Source organism: Variovorax sp. P4_B10, from assembly GCF_056402375.1.
On record NZ_JBFUHN010000018.1, the window covers coordinates 21,042 to 38,496 of the forward strand.

18 protein-coding genes are annotated in these 17,455 nt (G+C 68.8%); 6 read left to right on the forward strand and 12 right to left on the reverse strand.

Features of this window, described 5'->3' with window-relative positions:
- Positions 1-38: 38 nt before the first annotated feature.
- Positions 39-1,469: an ATP-dependent RNA helicase DbpA gene (dbpA, locus tag AC1DXX_RS11170; protein WP_478134250.1), complete on the forward strand. Its 1,431-nt coding sequence runs from the start codon at positions 39-41 to the stop codon at positions 1,467-1,469.
- On the opposite strand, the gene AC1DXX_RS11175 is transcribed toward dbpA, so the two are convergent.
- Positions 1,444-2,904, reverse strand: a complete 1,461-nt coding sequence (locus AC1DXX_RS11175; protein ID WP_478134251.1) for an MATE family efflux transporter — start codon at positions 2,902-2,904, stop codon at positions 1,444-1,446. The two genes, dbpA and AC1DXX_RS11175, sit on opposite strands and share 26 nt — an antisense overlap.
- A 59-nt stretch (positions 2,905-2,963) precedes the next feature.
- On the opposite strand from AC1DXX_RS11175, the gene AC1DXX_RS11180 reads away from it, so the two are divergent.
- The 4 genes from AC1DXX_RS11180 to AC1DXX_RS11195 all read left to right on the forward strand — a co-directional run bounded on the left by AC1DXX_RS11180 (position 2,964) and on the right by AC1DXX_RS11195 (position 5,836).
- Positions 2,964-3,134: a hypothetical protein gene (locus AC1DXX_RS11180; protein ID WP_177224862.1), complete on the forward strand. Its 171-nt coding sequence runs from the start codon at positions 2,964-2,966 to the stop codon at positions 3,132-3,134.
- 81 nt (positions 3,135-3,215) lie between these two features.
- A complete protein-coding gene (locus AC1DXX_RS11185) occupies positions 3,216-3,536 on the forward strand; it encodes a hypothetical protein (protein ID WP_478134252.1) in 321 nt (106 codons plus the stop codon).
- Positions 3,537-3,553: 17 nt separating this feature from the next.
- On the forward strand, positions 3,554-4,588 hold the full coding sequence (locus AC1DXX_RS11190; RefSeq protein WP_478134253.1) for a MerR family transcriptional regulator: 1,035 nt from the start codon (positions 3,554-3,556) through the stop codon (positions 4,586-4,588).
- Positions 4,589-4,621: 33 nt separating this feature from the next.
- A complete protein-coding gene (locus tag AC1DXX_RS11195; protein WP_478134254.1) occupies positions 4,622-5,836 on the forward strand; it encodes an acyltransferase family protein in 1,215 nt (404 codons plus the stop codon).
- Here AC1DXX_RS11195 and AC1DXX_RS11200 read toward each other — a convergent pair.
- Positions 5,743-6,660 carry a LysR family transcriptional regulator gene (locus AC1DXX_RS11200; protein WP_478134255.1) on the reverse strand — a complete coding sequence of 306 codons (918 nt, stop codon included), beginning with the start codon at positions 6,658-6,660 and terminating at the stop codon, positions 5,743-5,745. The genes AC1DXX_RS11195 and AC1DXX_RS11200 overlap by 94 nt on opposite strands.
- Positions 6,661-6,741: 81 nt before the next feature.
- Here AC1DXX_RS11200 and AC1DXX_RS11205 point away from each other — a divergent pair, with 81 nt between their 5' ends.
- Entirely contained in the window at positions 6,742-7,632 is an 891-nt protein-coding gene (locus tag AC1DXX_RS11205) for an EamA family transporter (protein WP_478134256.1), read from the forward strand.
- Positions 7,633-7,640: 8 nt separating this feature from the next.
- Here AC1DXX_RS11205 and AC1DXX_RS11210 read toward each other — a convergent pair whose 3' ends face one another.
- The 10 genes from AC1DXX_RS11210 to AC1DXX_RS11255 form a co-directional block, all read right to left on the reverse strand.
- The gene (locus AC1DXX_RS11210; RefSeq protein WP_478134257.1) at positions 7,641-8,573 is read right to left on the reverse strand and encodes a fatty acid desaturase family protein; all 933 of its coding nucleotides are present in this window, start codon (positions 8,571-8,573) and stop codon (positions 7,641-7,643) included.
- 72 nt (positions 8,574-8,645) lie between these two features.
- Positions 8,646-9,341: a GntR family transcriptional regulator gene (locus AC1DXX_RS11215; RefSeq protein WP_478134258.1), complete on the reverse strand. Its 696-nt coding sequence runs from the start codon at positions 9,339-9,341 to the stop codon at positions 8,646-8,648.
- Entirely contained in the window at positions 9,338-10,618 is a 1,281-nt protein-coding gene (locus AC1DXX_RS11220; RefSeq protein WP_478134259.1) for an FAD-dependent oxidoreductase, read from the reverse strand. Before AC1DXX_RS11220 ends, AC1DXX_RS11215 begins: the two co-directional genes overlap by 4 nt.
- A gap of 5 nt (positions 10,619-10,623) precedes the next feature.
- Positions 10,624-10,872 carry a (2Fe-2S)-binding protein gene (locus tag AC1DXX_RS11225; RefSeq protein ID WP_478134260.1) on the reverse strand — a complete coding sequence of 83 codons (249 nt, stop codon included), beginning with the start codon at positions 10,870-10,872 and terminating at the stop codon, positions 10,624-10,626.
- On the reverse strand, positions 10,869-11,972 hold the full coding sequence (locus tag AC1DXX_RS11230; RefSeq protein WP_478134261.1) for an NAD(P)/FAD-dependent oxidoreductase: 1,104 nt from the start codon (positions 11,970-11,972) through the stop codon (positions 10,869-10,871). The genes AC1DXX_RS11225 and AC1DXX_RS11230 overlap by 4 nt, the downstream gene beginning before the upstream one ends.
- Before the next feature lie 2 nt (positions 11,973-11,974).
- Positions 11,975-12,910 (reverse strand): 4-hydroxyproline epimerase, encoded by a 936-nt coding sequence (locus AC1DXX_RS11235; RefSeq protein ID WP_478134262.1) that lies wholly within the window; start codon positions 12,908-12,910, stop codon positions 11,975-11,977.
- Positions 12,911-12,920: 10 nt separating this feature from the next.
- Complete coding sequence (locus tag AC1DXX_RS11240) at positions 12,921-14,063, reverse strand: branched-chain amino acid ABC transporter substrate-binding protein (protein WP_478134263.1); 1,143 nt, start codon at positions 14,061-14,063, stop codon at positions 12,921-12,923.
- A gap of 38 nt (positions 14,064-14,101) precedes the next feature.
- Positions 14,102-15,016, reverse strand: a complete 915-nt coding sequence (locus AC1DXX_RS11245; RefSeq protein WP_478134264.1) for a dihydrodipicolinate synthase family protein — start codon at positions 15,014-15,016, stop codon at positions 14,102-14,104.
- Between the two features lie 177 nt (positions 15,017-15,193).
- The gene (locus AC1DXX_RS11250; protein ID WP_478134265.1) at positions 15,194-16,192 is read right to left on the reverse strand and encodes a tripartite tricarboxylate transporter substrate-binding protein; all 999 of its coding nucleotides are present in this window, start codon (positions 16,190-16,192) and stop codon (positions 15,194-15,196) included.
- Between the two features lie 17 nt (positions 16,193-16,209).
- Positions 16,210-17,412 (reverse strand): M20 aminoacylase family protein, encoded by a 1,203-nt coding sequence (locus AC1DXX_RS11255; RefSeq protein WP_478134266.1) that lies wholly within the window; start codon positions 17,410-17,412, stop codon positions 16,210-16,212.
- Between the last annotated feature and the right edge of the window lie 43 nt (positions 17,413-17,455).

Consider the following 17,455-nt stretch of genomic DNA (forward strand, 5'->3'; position numbering starts at 1 on the left):
CGCATCCCCGGCCTATCGGCCCTCCCGGCTGCTGAACGATGACCACACCCAACCCCACGGCCGGCGGCCCCGCAGCTGACAACGGCTTCGCCACGCTGGCGCTCGCGCCCCAGATGCTGGCCAACCTCACGCAGCTCGGCTACACGCAGATGACGCCGATCCAGGCGGCCGCCCTGCCGCCGGCACTGCTCGGCAAGGACCTGATCGCCCAGGCCAAGACCGGCAGCGGCAAGACCGCCGCCTTTGCGCTCGCGCTGCTCGCCAACCTCAATGCACGCCGCTTCGCCATCCAGGCGATGGTGCTGTGCCCGACGCGCGAGCTGGCCGACCAGGTCACGACCGAAATCCGGCGCCTGGCGCGCGCGGAGGAAAACATCAAGGTGGTCACGCTCTGCGGCGGCGTCGCGCTGCGCGGACAGATCGCGAGCCTGGAGCACGGCGCGCACATCGTGGTCGGCACGCCCGGCCGCATCATGGACCACCTGGACCGCGGCAACCTCGACCTCTCGGCGCTCAACACGCTGGTGCTCGACGAAGCCGACCGCATGCTGGACATGGGCTTCTTCGAAGACATCGTGAAGGTCGCGCGCCAGTGCCCGAAGGAACGCCAGACCTTGCTGTTCTCGGCCACCTACCCCGAAGGCATCGCCAAGCTCGCGCAGCAGTTCATGAAGAGCCCGCAGCAGATCACGGTGCAGGCACAGCATGAAGGCAGCAAGATCCGCCAGCGCTGGTACCAGGTGAAGGACAGCGACCGGCTGCACACCGTGAGCCTGCTGCTCGACCATTTCCGCCCCGTCAGCACGCTGGCCTTCTGCAACACCAAGCAGCAGTGCCGCGACCTCGTCGAAGTGCTGCAGGCCCAGGGCTTCAGCGCACTGGCCCTGTTCGGCGAACTCGAACAGCGCGAGCGCGACCAGGTGCTGGTGCAGTTTTCCAACCGCAGCTGCTCGGTGCTGGTCGCGACCGACGTGGCGGCGCGCGGACTCGACATCTCGCACCTCGAAGCGGTGATCAACGTCGACGTGACGCCGGACTCCGAAATCCACATCCACCGCATCGGCCGCACCGGCCGCGTGGGCCAGTCGGGCGACGCCGAAGGGCTCGCGCTGAACCTCGCGAGCATGAACGAGATGGGCAGCGTCGGAAAGATCGAACAGCTGCAGGGCCGCGAGTCCGAGTGGCACGAACTGGCCGAGCTCACGCCCGGCAAGGGCGCACCGCTGAAACCGCCGATGGCCACGCTGCAGATCGTCGGCGGGCGCAAGGAAAAGATCCGCGCCGGCGACGTGCTGGGTGCGCTCACGGGCGACTGCGGCTACGCCAAGGACCAGGTCGGCAAGATCAACGTCAACGAATTCTCGACCTATGTGGCGGTCGACCGCGCCATCGCGGCCGAGGCGGCGCACAAGCTCGGCAACGGCCGGGTCAAGGGCAAGTCGGTCAAGGTGCGGCTGCTGGAGCTCTAGCAACCGCGGGCTGCGGTGTGGCCAGCGCCGAGGTGGGTGCCGCCGGCGGCGCATCGAGCACCGGCGCGGGAGTCCCTTGCAGCGGCTCCTGCCGCGCCAGCTTCGACGCCAGCCTGAACGCCACCACCACCGCCAGCAACCCGAAGATCGACGAGCCCACGGCCTGTCCGATCAGCACGCCGGCCGCGCCGTGGTGCGAGCCCCACCAGGCGAACGGAATCGTGCCCAGCGTGGCGCGCCCCCAGTTGAAGAAGGTCGACAGCAGCGGATGGCCGAGGTTGTTGAACGAGGCATTGGCCACGAACAGCCCGCCCGAGAAGAAGAAGCTCGCCGCCAGCCACGTGCAGAACAGCGCGATCAGCTCGGCCGCCAGGCCTTCGGCCGAGAACGCACGGATCAGCACGCCCTGGCCGAGCGCCAGCACCAACCAGGCGACGGCCACCGAGGCCACCATGAACAGCAGGCTGTCGCGCAACCCCTCCTGCACGCGGCGGTACTGTCCGGCACCGAGGTTCTGCGCGAGGATCGGCCCGACCGCGCCGCTCAATGCATAGACCAGCCCGAACGCCACCGGGGTCAACCGGTCGATGGTGGCCGCGCCCGCCACGGCCGACGAGCCGAACTGCGCGATCGCATGCGTGACGAAGGCGGCGCCCACGGGCGTGGCCAGGTTCGTCAACACCGCCGGCCCCGCGACCGTCGCGAGCGAGCGCGCATCGCCGCCCAGCCGTGACGCTTCGAAGCGCCCGAGCATCCGGTGCTTCACCATCACGCCATGCAGCCCGATGGCTGCCAGCACCGTGCGCGAGACCACCGCGCTGATGGCAGCACCATCGAGCCCCAGCCCGAAACCGAAGATCAGGATCGGGTCGAGCACCGCCGTCACGAAGGCCGCAGCCAGCGTGACCGTCATCGAGCGCCGCGCATCGCCAACGGAGCGCAGCAGCGCCGAGCACGCCATGCCGGTGCCCAGCAGGGGCAGCGTGTGCACCGTCACCGAGAGGTAGCGCTGCGCGAGCCGCGCCGTTTCGCCTTCGGCCCCGAGCGCCTGCAGCGCAGGGTGCAGGAAGAAGGCCGTGCCGCTGCCGACCACCACCGACAGCGCCGCCATCAGCACCAGGCTCGACGTGCCGATGCGGCGCGCATCCGCCGCGCGGCCGGCGCCCACCGTGCGCGACACCACCGCCGCGATGCCGATGGTCAAGCCGATGCACAGCGAGGTATGAAAGAACCCCACCACGCCCGCGAAACCGACCGCCGCGGCCGTCGCCTTCTCCCCGAGCAGCGAGATGTAGAACAGGTTGATCAGGTCGACCGCGAACACCGCGATCAGGCCGATGGCACCCGTGCCGGCCATGACGCAGACGTGGCGCAGCAGCGACCCCGAAACGAAGCGCGGACGCTCGACGGCACCCGCTGTTTCGGTTATTGGCATATGAAATCCTCGATGTGGCCTAATTGCAGGTTCGAACATTACTTTTACCCGAGCTTTTCATGCCCAAGACATTCCGTACCGAAGCCGAACGCGTTGCCACCCCGAAGCCGACGCCGCTGCCCGGCTACGCCCTGCCCAAGACCGGTGGCGGCCAGAAGGTCAGCCTGGAACGCGGCACCGCAACGCGCAGCAAGAAGAACCCTGGCAAGCGCGCCAAGAAGGGCGGCTGATCCAGCCCCTCTGGCTCCCTGGGAGCCACGACGAACGCGCCCCCGGGCGCGTTTTGTCATTGGGCCAGCTATAAAGCCGCGATGTCCGACGACAACCAGATCTTCATCCCGCCCTCGTTCTTCGCGGTCTACAGCGATGCGCGCCAGCGCCTGTGCGAACCGATCGGCGTGGTGCGCGAGCGCTACGAGATCTGCGAGGACCTCGCGAACCACCTCGTGGGCCACGCGCAGATCCAGCACCACACCGAGGTGCCGGTCGAAAGCGAGATCCTGCGGCGCATCCACGCGGGGCTGGCCACGCCCGAAGCCGGCGTGACGACGGCCGAGGCCGGCTGGATCGTGCAGCGGCTGGCCGAACTGCTGGGCTGGCCCGGCCCCGAGCCGGTGCCGGCCGACGAATAAAAAGCAGGGGGCGCACGGTGCTGCTCAAGGTCGGCGAACTCGCGAAACACACCGGCCTCACGGTGCGCACCCTGCACCACTACGACGCCATCGGCCTGCTCGCCCCCTCGGCGCGCTCGGACGCCGGCTACCGGCTCTACAACGCCGCCGACATCGGCCGGCTGCACGCCATCCAGGCGTTGCGGCTGCTCGGGCTGCCGCTGGCGGAGATCGGCGGGCTGCTCGGCGCTGAAAGCGGCGCGCTGCCCACGATCATCCAGCGGCAGATCGCATCGCTCGACCAGCAGATCGCCCAGGCCACGGTCCTGCGCGAGCGGCTCGCCTTGCTCGAAGAGCGGCTCGCCGAAGGCGCCCAGCCCGACATGCAGGACTGGCTCGCTACGCTGGAGCAGATGACCGCCTATGGCCGCTATTTCAGCCCCGCGGAGATCAAGTCCCTGATGACCAACTGGGACGCCGTGGCCGGCCAGTGGCCCCCGCTCATCGCCGACGTGTCCGCGCTGATGGCGCGCGGCGTGCCCGCCGATGCACTCGAGGTGCAGCCGCTCGCCTTCCGCTGGATGAACCTCATGGGCCAGTGGATGGACGGCAACTACGACCTCATCGCGCGCTGGGGCGAAATGTACCGGCGCGAGCCGGTGGCGCGGCGCGACGACGGGCCGCCGGCCGAACTGATCGACTACATCGGCGCGGCCATCGGCGTGCGCATGGCCGCGCTGCTGCGCCACCTGGACACCGAAGACTTCGCGCGCCTGGGCAAGCCGCCCGAAGACGAATGGCGACGCCTCGGCAACGAGCTCGCGGCCCTCCAGGCGCGCGGCGCATCGCCGGAAGACGATGCGGTGCAGGCCATCGCGCTCGCCTGGGTGCGGCTCTTCGACGCCTTCACCGACCACGACCCGGCACTGGCCGCGCGGCTGATGAAGGCCATGGCCACGGAACCGGTGCTGCAGGCCGCCGCCGTGGTCGGCCCCGCGGTGCGCAACTACCTGCTGCAGGCCATCGCCGTGCTTCAGCAAAAAAGTCCGGCGCCCGGCCCCGCGGCCCCTTGACCCTGACGTTGCGTGAGGCCCGACAGTGACCCCATGAACAACGCCAACACCCCCCAAAGGCTCCACGCGCTCGACAACCTCCGCGCCCTCATGATGTGGCTCGGCATCGTGCTGCATGTGGCGATCAACCACATCACCACCGTCTCGCCGCTGCCCTGGCGCGACCCGAAGACCTCGCCGGTGGCCGACCTGCTGCTGCTCTTCATCCACAGCTTCCGGATGCCGGTGTTCTTCGTGCTGGCCGGCTTTTTCGTCGCGCTGCTGGTCGAGCGGCGCGGCGCTGGCGGCATGCTGAAGAACCGCGGGTTGCGGCTCGCGCTGCCCTTCGCATTGTTCTGGCCGCCGCTCTTCGTGCTGACCGCCGTGCTGTCCATGGTCTACATCCATTTGACGGTGCGCGGCGTGCCGGGCCTCGACACCGCGCTGACGCCCGCGCGGCAGCCGGGCGGTTCGCCCTTCAACACCATGCACCTGTGGTTCCTCTACCAGCTGTTCTGGTTCAGCGTGCTGGCCTGGGCCGGCGTGCGGCTGCAGCGCTTCGTGCCGGCGCGGCTGCGCGATGCGGTCGCCCGCGGCTTCACGCTGCTGGCGGAACGGCGCTGGGGCTTCGCCGTGCTCGCATTGCCGCTGGCGCTGGTGGGTTCTCTCTATCCGTCCGGGATCGTGATGGGGAGCGGCTCCTTTCTGCCGCCGTTTTCCGAGTGGGTGCAGAGCGGCCTGTTCTTCGTGTTCGGCGGGTACCTGTATCGCGAACAGGAGCGCCTGCTTGCGCTCTTTGCAGCGCGCAGCCTCGGCCTTGCGCTGGCCGGCCTGGTCTTCTTCGTTGCGGCCGTGATGCTGCTGGGCGCGCTGCGCGGCAAGGGCCTGCATCACCTGCCGCACCCCGAGTTCTGGATCGCCTTCGTCTACAACGCGGCCTCGTGGCTCTGGAGCCTGGCGCTGATCGGCGGCTTCGTGCGCTACATGCCGCGCCAGAACGCCGTGCTGGCCTACCTCTCGCAAAGCTCGTACTGGGTGTACCTGGTGCACATGCTCGGCACCATCGGCTTCGGCATCCTGCTGTTCAACGCCCCCTTCGGCGCGCTCGCGAAGATGGGCCTCAACATCGCGGCCACCTCGCTGGTGGCGCTCGCGAGTTACCAGCTGCTGGCGCGCTACACGCCCGTCGGCACGCTGCTGAACGGGCGCCGCGCCGAGAAGCGCTCGACCAAAAAGTCGACGAAGGCGCGCGTCTTGGCCGTCAAGTGACGCGAGGGGTAGACCGCGTAGACAGGCGTCCTGTCCGCCTCCCAGTCTTCGAGCACCGCCTGCAGACGCCCCGACGCCAGTTCCTCTTCGACGTAGATGCGCGGGATCAGGCTCACACCGAAGCCCGCGAGCACCGCATCGCGCACGGCGATGCTGGAGCTGACCTTGTAGCGTCCGTCGATGGGCACCGCCACGCTGCGCCCGGCACGGGTGAAGGTCCACTTGTTCGCGTGGCCCGACAGGGTGAACTGCACGCACTCGTGGGCCTTCAGGTCTTCGGGCGCGGCGGGCCGGCCGGCGGTGGAGAAGTAGCCGGGCGCGCCGCACAGCACATGGGCCATGGTCATCAGCTCGCGCGCGACGAGGCTCGAATCCTCGAGGCGGTCGCTGCCGCGGATCGCGAGGTCGTAGCCCTCGCCGATAAGGTCCGTGCGGCTGTCCTGCAGGTTCAGTTCGAGCCGCAGGTTCGGATAGCGGTTCATGAAGGCCGGGATGTCCGGCGAGATGCAGGTGAGCGCAAAGGTCAGCGGCGCGCTGACGCGCAGCACGCCGCTCGGACTGGCGCCCATCGGGGCGAGCGCGGCATCGGCTTCGGCAAGCGCGTCGAGGATGCGCGACAGGCGCTCGTGGTACGCCGTGCCTGCTTCCGTCAGGCTCATGCTGCGCGTGGTGCGGTTGATGAGCCGCACCTTGAGGTGCGCCTCCAGCTCCGCGATGTTCTTGCTGACGGCCGCGGCGGAAAGCCCCATCTGCCGCGCGGCACCGGCGAAGCTGCCGATGCCCGCGGCGGTGCGGAAGACCTTGAGGGCGGTGAGATGGTCCATCCTGAATTAACAACCATTGGTAGATGATCAATTCATTATTCGAACATTCACAACCAACGGTCAACTGACTAGATTCAGTCCATGACCAGCCGCCGCACCACCGACATCCTCCTCACCGCGGCCGCGCCCGCCATCTGGGGCAGCACCTACATCGTCACCACCGAACTCCTGCCGGCGAACTACCCGCTGACGGTCGCGCTGCTGCGCGCGCTGCCGGCGGGGTTGCTGCTGCTCCTGATCGTCCGCCAGCTGCCCGAGCGGGCGTGGTGGGGACGCATCTTCGTGCTGGGGGCGCTGAACTTCTCGATCCTCTGGGCCATGCTGTTCCTCGCGGCCTACCGCCTGCCGGGCGGTGTCGCGGCGACGATCACCTCGGTGCAGCCGCTGCTCGTGGTGTTCCTCGCGAGCTTCTTCCTGGGCTCGCCCGTGCGCGCCTTGTCGGTCGCTGCGGCGGTGGTCGGGATCGGCGGGGTCGCGCTGCTGGTGCTGACGCCCAACGCCGCGCTGGACGCGATCGGCATCGCCGCGGCCATTGCCGCCGCGGTGTCGATGGCCTTCGGCACGGTGCTCAGCCGCCGCTGGCAGCCGCCGGTTTCCGCGCTGACTTTCACGGCGTGGCAATTGACCGCGGGCGGCCTGCTGCTGCTGCCGGTGGCGCTGCTGCTGGAGCCGCCGCTGCCCGCGCTCACCGCCGCGAACTGGATCGGCTTCGCCTGGCTCGGCCTGGTCGGCGCCGCGCTGACCTACATCGTCTGGTTCCGCGGCGTGGCCCGGCTGGAGCCCTCGGCGATCGCGCCGCTGGCTTTCCTGAGCCCGGTCACGGCCGTGATCCTCGGCTGGGCGCTGCTGGGGCAGCGCCTGTCGGTGCTGCAGGTCGTGGGCATCGGCATCGTGATCGCGAGCATCTGGCTCAGCCAGCATGCGCAGCGCGGCGCGCAGCCACCGGTGCTGGCGAGGCCCGCGACGCGTTAGTTGGTGGGTCAGGCAGGCTGCGCCGCCGTTGCCTGCTTCAGCAGGCTCAGGTAGCCGGGCTGCACTTCCATCCGCGCGGTCGCGCCCCGGCGCTGCAGCAGGCGGTGCGCCTTGGGCAGCGCCCAGCAGGGCAGGTTGGTGAACATGTGGTGTTCGCAGTGGTAGTTGACCCAGTAGGGCGCCACCAGGAGGCGTTCGATCCAGCCCGCGTGCGTGGTGCGCGCCTGGCGCAGCGGATCGGCCTCGTTCTGCGCCACCAGCGCATGCTCGGCGATGTTGCGCACGCGGCTCACGAGCGGCAGCCAGGTCGCCATGGGCAGCAGCCACATCAGCACCCACGCCCACCAGCAGCCCGCCAGTGCGAAGGCCAGCAAGCCGAGTCCGTTGCCGATCAGGAAGCGCTTGTCTTTCGCGATCTCGCGGCCGAACGCCCTGAAGGCCGGCTCGCCCGGTGCGCGGTGACGGATGCCCTCGGCGACGTGGCCGAAGCGCTGCTTGTAGAAGGTCTGGCCGCTCAGGTCGCGCACCACCTTGCGCCACATCGAGTCGCGCGTGATCGGGAAGGGCGCCGACAGCACGAGGTCCGGGTCTTCGGTCTGCTGCACGAAGCGGTGGTGCTGCAGGTGATAGGGCCGGTAGTCGCGCAGCGTGTACGAGCACAGCCAGTGGCCCACCCAGTCGTTGACCTTGCGGTTGCGGTGCAGGCCTGCGTGCGCCGCGTCGTGCATGAGGATGAAGAGCCCCAGCTGCCGCGCACCGACGACCGGCACCATGAGCGGAAGGGTCCATGGCCACACGATGCCCACGAGCATCGCGGCGCCGATCACGCCCCAGCAGTGCGCCACCAGCCACAGGCCTCTCCACGACGAGCGGCGGGTGAGCGATTGCCACTCCTCGGGGGTGAAGAAGTCCTCGGGTTGGGCGCGGGGTGCGACGGCCATCGGGCCAGTATGCGCGGAAGGCCGCGCCAGATCACGCGTAGTTCCCCGGTGCAGGGAACGAGGCCCTTCGGCCTACTTGTCGATGATCTTGCGGGCGAAAAGCTCGAGGTAATCCATGAGTCGCTCGGCACCTGCAATTGCCGCCGCCTCGTCGCCGGTCGCGATGCCCTGCGCGAGTTCGAGGTGTGCATTCGCGCCCTCGACGATCTCGCCTTCATGCTGGTACGCGTACCAGAAGCGCCGGCACTGCACGATGGGCGGGATCACCGCCTTCACGGCCGAATCGTTGTGGCTCGCCTGGTGGTTGACGAGGTCGAGCGCGTGGTCGGCGCGCATGTAGTCGGTCAGGTCGCCGCGGCCCGCGGCCTCGACCATCAGCTCGGCGCAGCGCACGATTTCCTTGCGCTGCAGCGCGGTCGCGCGGCGCGCCGAGCAGGCCGCGATCAGCCGCTCGAGCACGCGCCGGGTCTGGATCACGTCGAGGTGGTCGGCCAGGTCGATGGCCGACACCAGGAGGCCGCGGCGCGGCTGCTGCACGATGAGCCCGATCGACACCATGCGCATCAGCGCCTCGCGCACCGGCGTGCGGCCGAGGCCGGTGCGCTCGGCGAGGTCGGCTTCGACGATCTGGCTGCCGGGCTCCAGCTGCATGGTGGAGAGCAGCGTCTCGATGGCGTCGTAGGCCACGTCGGCGGCGCGGCGCTTGGGCGGGGGGCGGGGAGCGGTCTTCGGGGCGGCCATGGGTTTCTTCTTCTGCTTGGGCCTCATTGTCGGCCCGTATCGGGGCTCGCGAGACCGGCCAGTGTCGCGATGCGCACCGGCAACAGCGGCGGGCGGGGCGCGGGCGGCGTCCAGCCGAAGAGGAACTGCGCCGCATCGCCGCACACGCGGCCCTGGCAGGCGCCCATGCCGCAGCGGCGATGGAGCTTGGCGTCGGTCCAGCCGGTGCAGTCCGCGAGCGCGGAGAAGGGCACGTCTTCGCAGCGGCACACGAGGGTGTCGGGCTGGGGCATCTGGCGGATTTCGGGGGACAGCGCGAAGCTGCGGTGCAGCTGTGCGGCGAAGGCATCCCAGCGGGCGCGCTCGTTTTCGTGCTGCTTCGCTGCGCGTTCGTTACCGATGGCTGCGTAGCCAGCGATGGTGCCCTGCGCGAGGGCGCGCTCGCTGCCGCCGAAGCCGGTGCATTCGCCGGCTGCGTAGATGTCGGGCAGGCTGGTGAGCTGGCGTGTATCGACCGCCAGTGCCTGCGCGCCGGCGCCTTCGGGTGTGAGGGCGCAGCCGAGCATGCGGCCGAGCTGCGTGTTGGGCGTGAGGCCGAAGCCGCAGGCCACGCGGTCGCACGCGATCTCCATCTCGCGATCACCTTGCAGAAGTCGGACCGACTCGACCTGCGTGCTGCCCTGCGCCGACACGATGCGCGACGCGGTGCGGTACTGAGGATCGGCCAGCGTCACAGATTGCGCGGCCTTGCCCGGCCAGCGCCAGAGACTCGCAGCGAAACCCGCGACCGCCGCGAACGTGGCTTGCTCCGCGACGCGCACGACCTTCGCGCCCGCCGCACGCGCAGTCGCCGCGGCGGCGAGCAGCAGAGGCCCGCTGCCCGCGATCACGATGCGCTCGCCTTCGACGGGCAAGCCCGCCTTGATGAGCGCCTGCAAGCCGCCTGCCCCCGTCACGCCGGGCAGCGTCCAGCCCGGGAAGGGCAGCAGCAGCTCGCGTGCGCCGGTGCAGAGGATCAGTTTCTTCCACTGCAGGCGCCAGCCGCGTTCGGCGTCTTCCAGCAGCAGTTCGTTGCGCGAGAGCGCCGCGACGACGCGCGTGCCGCTGCACACGCGGATGTTGGCRTGGCGTTCGAGCGCGCCGCGCCACTTGCGCGCGGCCGGCGGCAGCGTTGCGCCGGGACCGTCGCGCCAGATCTGTCCGCCGGGCGCGGGGTTGTCGTCGATCACGACGATCGATGCGCCGCTGGGCGCGGCCGCCACCGCCGCGGCCATGCCGGCAGGACCCGCGCCGACGATCAGCAGGTCGCAATGTTCCAGCGTCATGCCAGTCACTCGGAGGTCTCCACGCGCATGCCTTCGGCGCAGACGGTCTGGCAGGCGAGCCTGCGCCGGCCGTCGATCAGCACGCGGCATTCCTGGCAGACGCCCATGCCGCAGAAGGGCGCGCGCGCCTGTCCGGTGACGGAGGTGCGGGCCACGCCCATGCCGCCGGCCACGCGCAGCGCGGCGGCGACCGAGCTGCCGGTTTTCACGCGGACCAGGTTGCCGTCGATGTGCAGCAGGGTATGGCCGCTCATGCCGTCTCCAGCAGGCCGCGCGGCGCATACGGCGCCGCGTCGAATTCGGGTACGGCACCGGTCATCAGCGCCGCGAGCAGGTGCGCGCTGCCCGGCGCGGTGGTCACGCCCAGGCCTTCGTGGCCGACGGCGAGCCAGAGCCTGTCGCGCCACGGGTGCTTACCGAGCAAGGGCAGTCCATCGGGCGTCGCGGCACGCATGCCAGTCCACGAACGAACGGCGTTGAGGTTCGCGAGCCCCGGCAGGTAGTCCAGCGTGCGCTGCAGCATGCGCGCGAGCATCGGCGCTTCGACGGCAGGATCGGTCGTGTCGAACTGGCGCGAAGAGCCGATCAGCAGTTGCCCCGTCGGCCGCGGCTGCACGTTGAACGCGACCGAGTCGCCGTCGCTGTGGTGTGCGCTGGTCACGTAGCCGAGCTCGACGAGCTGGTGATGCACCGTGCCCGGATAGCGGTCGGTGATCAGCAGGTGGCCTTTCTTCGGGCGAATAGGAAGTTCGGGGCAGAGCGTCGTCGCCTCGATGCCATTGGCCAGCAGGGTCTGCGGGGCGTTGCGCCGGCTGCCGTCCGCGAGCCGCAGCGTGCCGTCGTCTTCGATCGCATCGACCTTCGCGTGCTCGACGCGGATCGAATCCCCGCCCTGGCCGAGCAGCCAGCGCGCCGCATTCGGCGCATAGAGGATGCCGTCGCCCGGCACTTCGAGCGCACCCGCCAGGCCTTTGCGCAATGCGGGCTCGGCACGTGCCAGCGTGGCCGCATCGAGCAGGCGACTTTCGATGCCGTGCTCGCGCAGCCGCTGCTGCTTGCGCTCGGCCTCGGCCATTTCTTCTTCGTTCGCGGCGATCCAGAGCGTGCCGCAGGCGCTGTACGCGCAGTCCTGGCCCATGTGCGGCGCGAGCGCGCGCCATCGCGCTGTCGAATCGCGGCTCAGCGCGAGCTCGGCGGGGTTGTCGTCCATCACCACGAGGTGCCCCATGCCGGCCCCGGTGGCGCCGCCAAGGCGCGCATCGAGCACCAGCACCCGACGGCCGGCTTGCGCCAGCGCATGCGCGCAGGCGGCACCGACGATGCCCGCTCCGATGACGATGACGTCCGCGTCCATGCCTACGGTCGGATTCCCCACCCGAAAGGATCGTCGTCTTCGATCAGCAGCGTGGCTTCGGCGCTGATGTGCGCGCGGCCGCGCAGGGTCGGAATGACCTTGCCGTCTTCGATCGCGTAGCTGGCTTCGAAGCGGCTGCCGATCACGCTGGCCTGCGTCCACACCTCGCCCGGCGCGAGCTTGCCGTCGGCCGCGAGGCAGGCGATCTTGGCGCTGGTGCCGGTGCCGCACGGCGAGCGGTCGTAGGCGTTGCCGGGGCACAGCACGAAGTTGCGGCTGTCCGCGCCTTCGCTGTCGTTGGCGAAGAGTTCGATGTGGTCGATCTCCGCGCCCCCGGCGCCCGTGATGCCCTGCGCCGCCAGCGCGCGGCGCAATGCGGCGGTGTAGCCGGTCAGCGCTGCGAGGTTGTCGCTCGCCACGCGCTGGCCGTGTTCGCTCACCAGGAAGAACCAGTTGCCGCCCCAGGCCACGTCGCCGTGCACGGTGCCATGGCCGGGCATTTCCACTGCCACCTGGTGCAGATGCCGATGGGCCGGCACGTTGCGCACGCTCACCGAGCCATCGGCATGCAGCGTGGTCGTGACCGTGCCCACGGGCGTCTCGATCCGGTGCTCGCCCACGCCGATGCGCCCGATGTGCGCGAGGCTTGCGACCAGCCCGATGGTGCCGTGGCCGCACATGCCGATGTAGCCGGCGTTGTTGAAGAAGATCACGCCCGCGGCGGCATCGGGCGACACCGGCTCGCACAGCAGCGCGCCGACCACGACGTCGCTGCCGCGCGGCTCCAGCACGGTGGCCGCGCGCCATTTGTCGTGCCGTTCGGCCAGCAGCGCGCGGCGCTCGGCCATGCTGCCGCTGCCCAGATCGGGAAACCCGCCGATCACAAGGCGCGTGGGCTCGCCGCCCGTGTGCGAATCGACGATCTGGATGCGTTGCATGTCTTCGGACTCAGTAGCTGGCCAGGGGAACAGGGGCTGCGTTCTTGAAGGTGAACACCGTGATCGGCGCCTGCTTCATGTTGCCCTTGTCGTCGTAGCTGTAGGTGGCGGCCACGCCCTTGTAGGTCGTCTTGTAGAGCTCGGCGCCCACCTTGTCGGGGTCGATGGAGTTGGCCTTCTGCATCGACTCGCCGATGAACAGCACCTGGTCGTAGTACGAGGCGGCGTACGCATCGGCATCGGCGTTGAAGCGCGTCTTGAACTTCGCCTTGAAGGCCGGGCCGCTCTGCGCCTTCTCGAGGATGGAGCCGCCTTGCGCACAGAACACCAGGTCGTTGACGGCATCGCCGCCGAGCTTGCCGGTGGCCGGGCTGCAGACGGTGTCGCCGCCCAGCAGCTTGCCGGGCACGGCGAGCTGCTTCATCTGGCGCGCCATGGGTGCGGCCTGCGGCGCATAGCCGCCGAAGAAGATCGCTTCGGGCGCCTTGGCCTTCATGTTGGTCAGGATGGCGGTGAAGTCCACGGCCTTGTCGGTGGTGAACTCCTGCCCGACCACCGTGAGGCCCTGCTTCTTCGCTTCCTTGGTGAACTCTTCCGCGAGGCCCTGGCCGAAGGCGGTGCGGTCGTCGATCACGCCAACCTTGGTGACCTTGAGCACCTTGGCTGCGTACACCGCCATGCTGGATCCGATCTGGTTGTCGCTCGCGATGATGCGGTACAGGTTCTTGTAGCCGCCTTGCGTGACCTTCGGGTTGGTGCCCACGGTGGAGACCATGGTGCCGCCATCGCTGTAGATGCGCGAGGCCGGAATGGCCACGCCCGAGCAGTACGGCCCCATGACGAACTTGACGCCGTCGTCCACGAATTTCTGCGCCACGCTCACGCCGGTCTTGGCATCGCACTGGTCGTCTTCCGACACCAGCACGAACTTGAGCGTCTTGCCGCCGACGGTGATCTTCCTGGCATTGAGTTCCTCGACGGCGAGGCGCACGCCGTTTTCATTGTCCTTGCCCGCGAAGGCGTTGGGGCCCGAGAGAGGACCGCTGTGGCCGATCTTGACCACCTGCTCCTGCGCATGCGCCTGGCCTGCAACGGCGAGGGCCACGAGTCCGACGAGACTGAAAAAGGGAACCATGCTTGCTTTTGTCTTCATGCTTCTTCCTAGGTTGGGGACAATGAAAAGAGCGGTTATTACACGACCGACTGGTACTGCGCAGGCCGCGTGGCGAGCGCCTTCCTGACGACCGCTTCGATGAAGGCGCGCTCCTCGCCGATCAGCGGCAGGCGCGGACGGCGCATGTGCTCGGAGCCCACGCCSACCAGCACGTCGATGAGCTTCAGGTTCTGCACCAGCTTGGTCGACACRTCCAGGTGCAGCATCGGCGTCATCCACTGGTAGAGCTTCAGCGCCTCGGCGAATTTGCCCGCCTTCATCAGGTCGTACAGCGCCACCGTCTCGCGCGGGAAGGCGCAGCCCACRCCGGCCAGCAGGCCGTCGGCGCCCAGCGCCAGGCCTTCGTAGGCCAGGTCGTCCACSCCCAGGAACAGCTGGTAGCGATCGCCCACCGTGTTGCGCAGGTCCGTGATGCGGCGGATGTTGTCGGTGCTCTCCTTGATGGCCGCGATCCATTCGCAATCCGCCAGCGCCACCATGTGCTCGGGCTTCAGGTCCACGCGGTAGGCCACCGGGTTGTTGTAGACCATGATCGGCTTCTGAGCGGCATTGGCGATGGTGCGCACATTCAGCATGGCTTCGCGCGCATCGGCCACGTAGATCACCGAGGGCATCACCATGAAGCCGGCCACGCCGAGCTTGTTGGCCCCGTCCACGTAGCGCAAGGCTTCGCGCGTGCTGGTCTCCGACACATTGGCCAGCACCGGGATGCGCCCATCGGCGGCTTTCAGGGCGATCTTGGCGACCTGGAGCTTTTCTTCCAGCGTCAGCGTGCTGGCTTCGCCGAGCGAGCCGCAGGTGACCAGGCCGTGGATGCCGTTGCGGATCTGGAAGTCGATGTGGCGGGCGGTGCCCTCGGCGTCGATGCTTTCGTCGGCGTGGAACTTGGTGGTGATGGCGGGGAAGATGCCTTGCCAGCGGGGATTGCTCACGTGATCGCTCCTGGGATGTGCTGTGTGGAAGGGTGGACTTTAAATATATTAACAATATATCGTCAAGATGCCCGCGCTGAATTCCCCCGCTTATTTCATCGGTGTTTGCCCTGCAACCGAAAGGAATAGCGGCGTGACCGGCCGGTATTCGAACGGCCGGCCGGCCGCCCTGATGCCTCAGTCGATCTTCGCGCCCGACGCCTTCACCACCACCCCCATCGCATCCCAATCCGCGCGCAGCAGCTTCTGGAACTCCTCCGCACTCTGGCTGCGCGGCTCCACGCCCAGGCGCTTGAAGCGCTCCTGGATCGCGGGATCGGCCAGCACCTTGTTGGCCGCGACGTTGATCCGCTCGACCTCGGCCTTGGGCGTGCCGGCCGGTGCGAGCAGGCCGATCCACGAATCGAAGGCATAGCCCGGCAGGCCGCTTTCGGCCACGGTCGGCAGCTTCGGCAGGAAGGGGCTGCGCGTTTGGCCGGTGGAGGCGAGCAGCTTGATGCGCGCGTCGTCCTGGAAGCCGATCACGCCGATGCTCGACGAGATCACGGCCTGCACGCGGCCCGCGAGCACCTCGTTGACGGCCTCGCCGGTCGACTTGGTCGGGATGTGCGTCATCTGCAGCCCGGCCTTCGCGAGGAAGGACGCCATTGCAAGGTGCGTGGCGCTGCCGTTGCCGGCTGAGGCGTAGTTGTACTTGCCGGGGTTGGCCTTGACCTCCTTGATGAAGTCGGCCGTGCTCGACACATTGAGGCCGCTGGCCACCGCCAGCACATAGCCCGCATTGCCGACGTTGGCCACGCCGACGAAATCCTTCAGCGGGTCGTAGCTCAGCTTGTTGTACAGAAAGCCCGCGATGTTGTGGCTCGCGGCCGCCAGCACCAGCGTGTTGCCGTCGGCCGGTGCGCGCGCCACGAGGGCCGCGCCCACGGTGCCGCCCGCGCCCGCACGGTTCTCGACGATGGCGCTGGCATTGAGCGCCGCGCCCAGCTCGGCGTTGAAGGCGCGTGCCACCGTGTCCTGCACGGCGCCGGTGCCGAAGGGCACAATGATGTGGATCACGCGTTGCTGCGCGTAGGCCGGTGCGATGGCGCCGAGCACCGTCGCGGCTGCAAGCGCGGTCAGTGCGCGTCGGGTGAGCAGGGTGGAGGTCATCGGGGTGGCCACTTTCTTCGTCATCGTCAACAGTGAAAAATTCAGGGCCCCGACGGCAGCCAGCGCTGCACCAGCTTCACGAAGTAGCTGGCACCGATCGGGATGATCTCGTCGTTGAAGTCGAACGAGGTGTTGTGGATGATGCAAGGGCCGGGCCCGTGGCCATCGAGCCGGTGGTCGCCGTCGCCATTGCCGAGGAAGGCATAGCAGCCGGGCCGCGCGAGCAGCATGTGGGCGAAGTCTTCGGCCCCCATCACGGCAGGGAAGTTGTCGGTGACCATGTCGTCGCCCACCACTTCGCGCATCACGCCGGCGGCAAAGCGTGCTTCGGCTGGATGGTTCACGGTCGGCGGCGAGGAGCGGTTGAAGTACACCTCGGCCGTGCAGCCGTGCGCCGCCGCCACGCCCGCAGCCACCTCGCGCAGGCGTGCCTCGATCTTGTCGATGGCCTCGATGGAAAAGGTGCGGATCGTGCCACCGACCGTCGCCACATCGGGAATCACGTTCGGTGCATCGGAGCCTTGCAGCTGCGTGACCGCGAGCAGCGCGCGCTCGGTGCTCGGAATGGTGCGCGGCACGATGGTCTGCAGCTGCTGCGCCAGCGTGACCACCGCCGCCACCGGGTCGATGCCGGTGTGCGGCATCGAGGCATGCGTGCCGCGGCCGTGCAGCGTGATCCTGTAGGTGTTGCTCGACGCCATCAGCGCGCCTTCGTTGAGCGCGAAGCGGCCCACATCGCCGACGGGGAAGTTGTGCAGCCCGAACACCGCGTCGCACGGGAAGCGCTCGAACAGGCCGTCCTGGATCATCTTCTTCGCGCCGGCCTTGCCCATCTCCTCGGCGGGCTGGAAGATGAAATGCACGGTGCCGTCGAAATCGTCGGGCCCTTGCTGCGACAGATGCCATGCGGCGGCCAGCAGCATGGTGGTGTGGCCGTCGTGCCCGCAGGCGTGCATGCGGCCTGGGTTGGTCGACTTGTGGGCGAAGTCATTGGCCTCGTGCAGCGGCAGCGCGTCCATGTCGGCGCGCAGGCCGATGGTGCGCGAGCCCTTGCCCTTGCGCAGCACGCCGACCAGGCCGGTGCCGGCGATGCCGCGGTGCACCTCGATGCCCCATTCAGTGAGCAGGTTCGCGACCTTCTCGGAGGTGCGGTGCTCTTCGAAGCCGAGTTCGGGGTGGGCGTGGATGTCGCGCCGGATGTCGACGAAGCGGGCGACATTGGCGAAGGAGTCGACGATGTTCATAAGGCGGCCGTGGGGGCGAGAGTCGTTCGAAGCGAACGATTCT

Coding starts and splice junctions, on each gene's coding strand:
- dbpA (WP_478134250.1), top strand. CDS start 39: ATGACCACACCCAACCCCACGGCCGGCGGCCCCGCAGCTGACAACGGC.
- AC1DXX_RS11175 (WP_478134251.1), bottom strand. CDS start 2,904: ATGCCAATAACCGAAACAGCGGGTGCCGTCGAGCGTCCGCGCTTCGTT.
- AC1DXX_RS11180 (WP_177224862.1), top strand. CDS start 2,964: ATGCCCAAGACATTCCGTACCGAAGCCGAACGCGTTGCCACCCCGAAG.
- AC1DXX_RS11185 (WP_478134252.1), top strand. CDS start 3,216: ATGTCCGACGACAACCAGATCTTCATCCCGCCCTCGTTCTTCGCGGTC.
- AC1DXX_RS11195 (WP_478134254.1), top strand. CDS start 4,622: ATGAACAACGCCAACACCCCCCAAAGGCTCCACGCGCTCGACAACCTC.
- AC1DXX_RS11200 (WP_478134255.1), bottom strand. CDS start 6,660: ATGGACCATCTCACCGCCCTCAAGGTCTTCCGCACCGCCGCGGGCATC.
- AC1DXX_RS11205 (WP_478134256.1), top strand. CDS start 6,742: ATGACCAGCCGCCGCACCACCGACATCCTCCTCACCGCGGCCGCGCCC.
- AC1DXX_RS11210 (WP_478134257.1), bottom strand. CDS start 8,573: ATGGCCGTCGCACCCCGCGCCCAACCCGAGGACTTCTTCACCCCCGAG.
- AC1DXX_RS11215 (WP_478134258.1), bottom strand. CDS start 9,341: ATGAGGCCCAAGCAGAAGAAGAAACCCATGGCCGCCCCGAAGACCGCT.
- AC1DXX_RS11225 (WP_478134260.1), bottom strand. CDS start 10,872: ATGAGCGGCCATACCCTGCTGCACATCGACGGCAACCTGGTCCGCGTG.
- AC1DXX_RS11230 (WP_478134261.1), bottom strand. CDS start 11,972: ATGGACGCGGACGTCATCGTCATCGGAGCGGGCATCGTCGGTGCCGCC.
- AC1DXX_RS11235 (WP_478134262.1), bottom strand. CDS start 12,910: ATGCAACGCATCCAGATCGTCGATTCGCACACGGGCGGCGAGCCCACG.
- AC1DXX_RS11240 (WP_478134263.1), bottom strand. CDS start 14,063: ATGAAGACAAAAGCAAGCATGGTTCCCTTTTTCAGTCTCGTCGGACTC.
- AC1DXX_RS11250 (WP_478134265.1), bottom strand. CDS start 16,192: ATGACGAAGAAAGTGGCCACCCCGATGACCTCCACCCTGCTCACCCGA.
- AC1DXX_RS11255 (WP_478134266.1), bottom strand. CDS start 17,412: ATGAACATCGTCGACTCCTTCGCCAATGTCGCCCGCTTCGTCGACATC.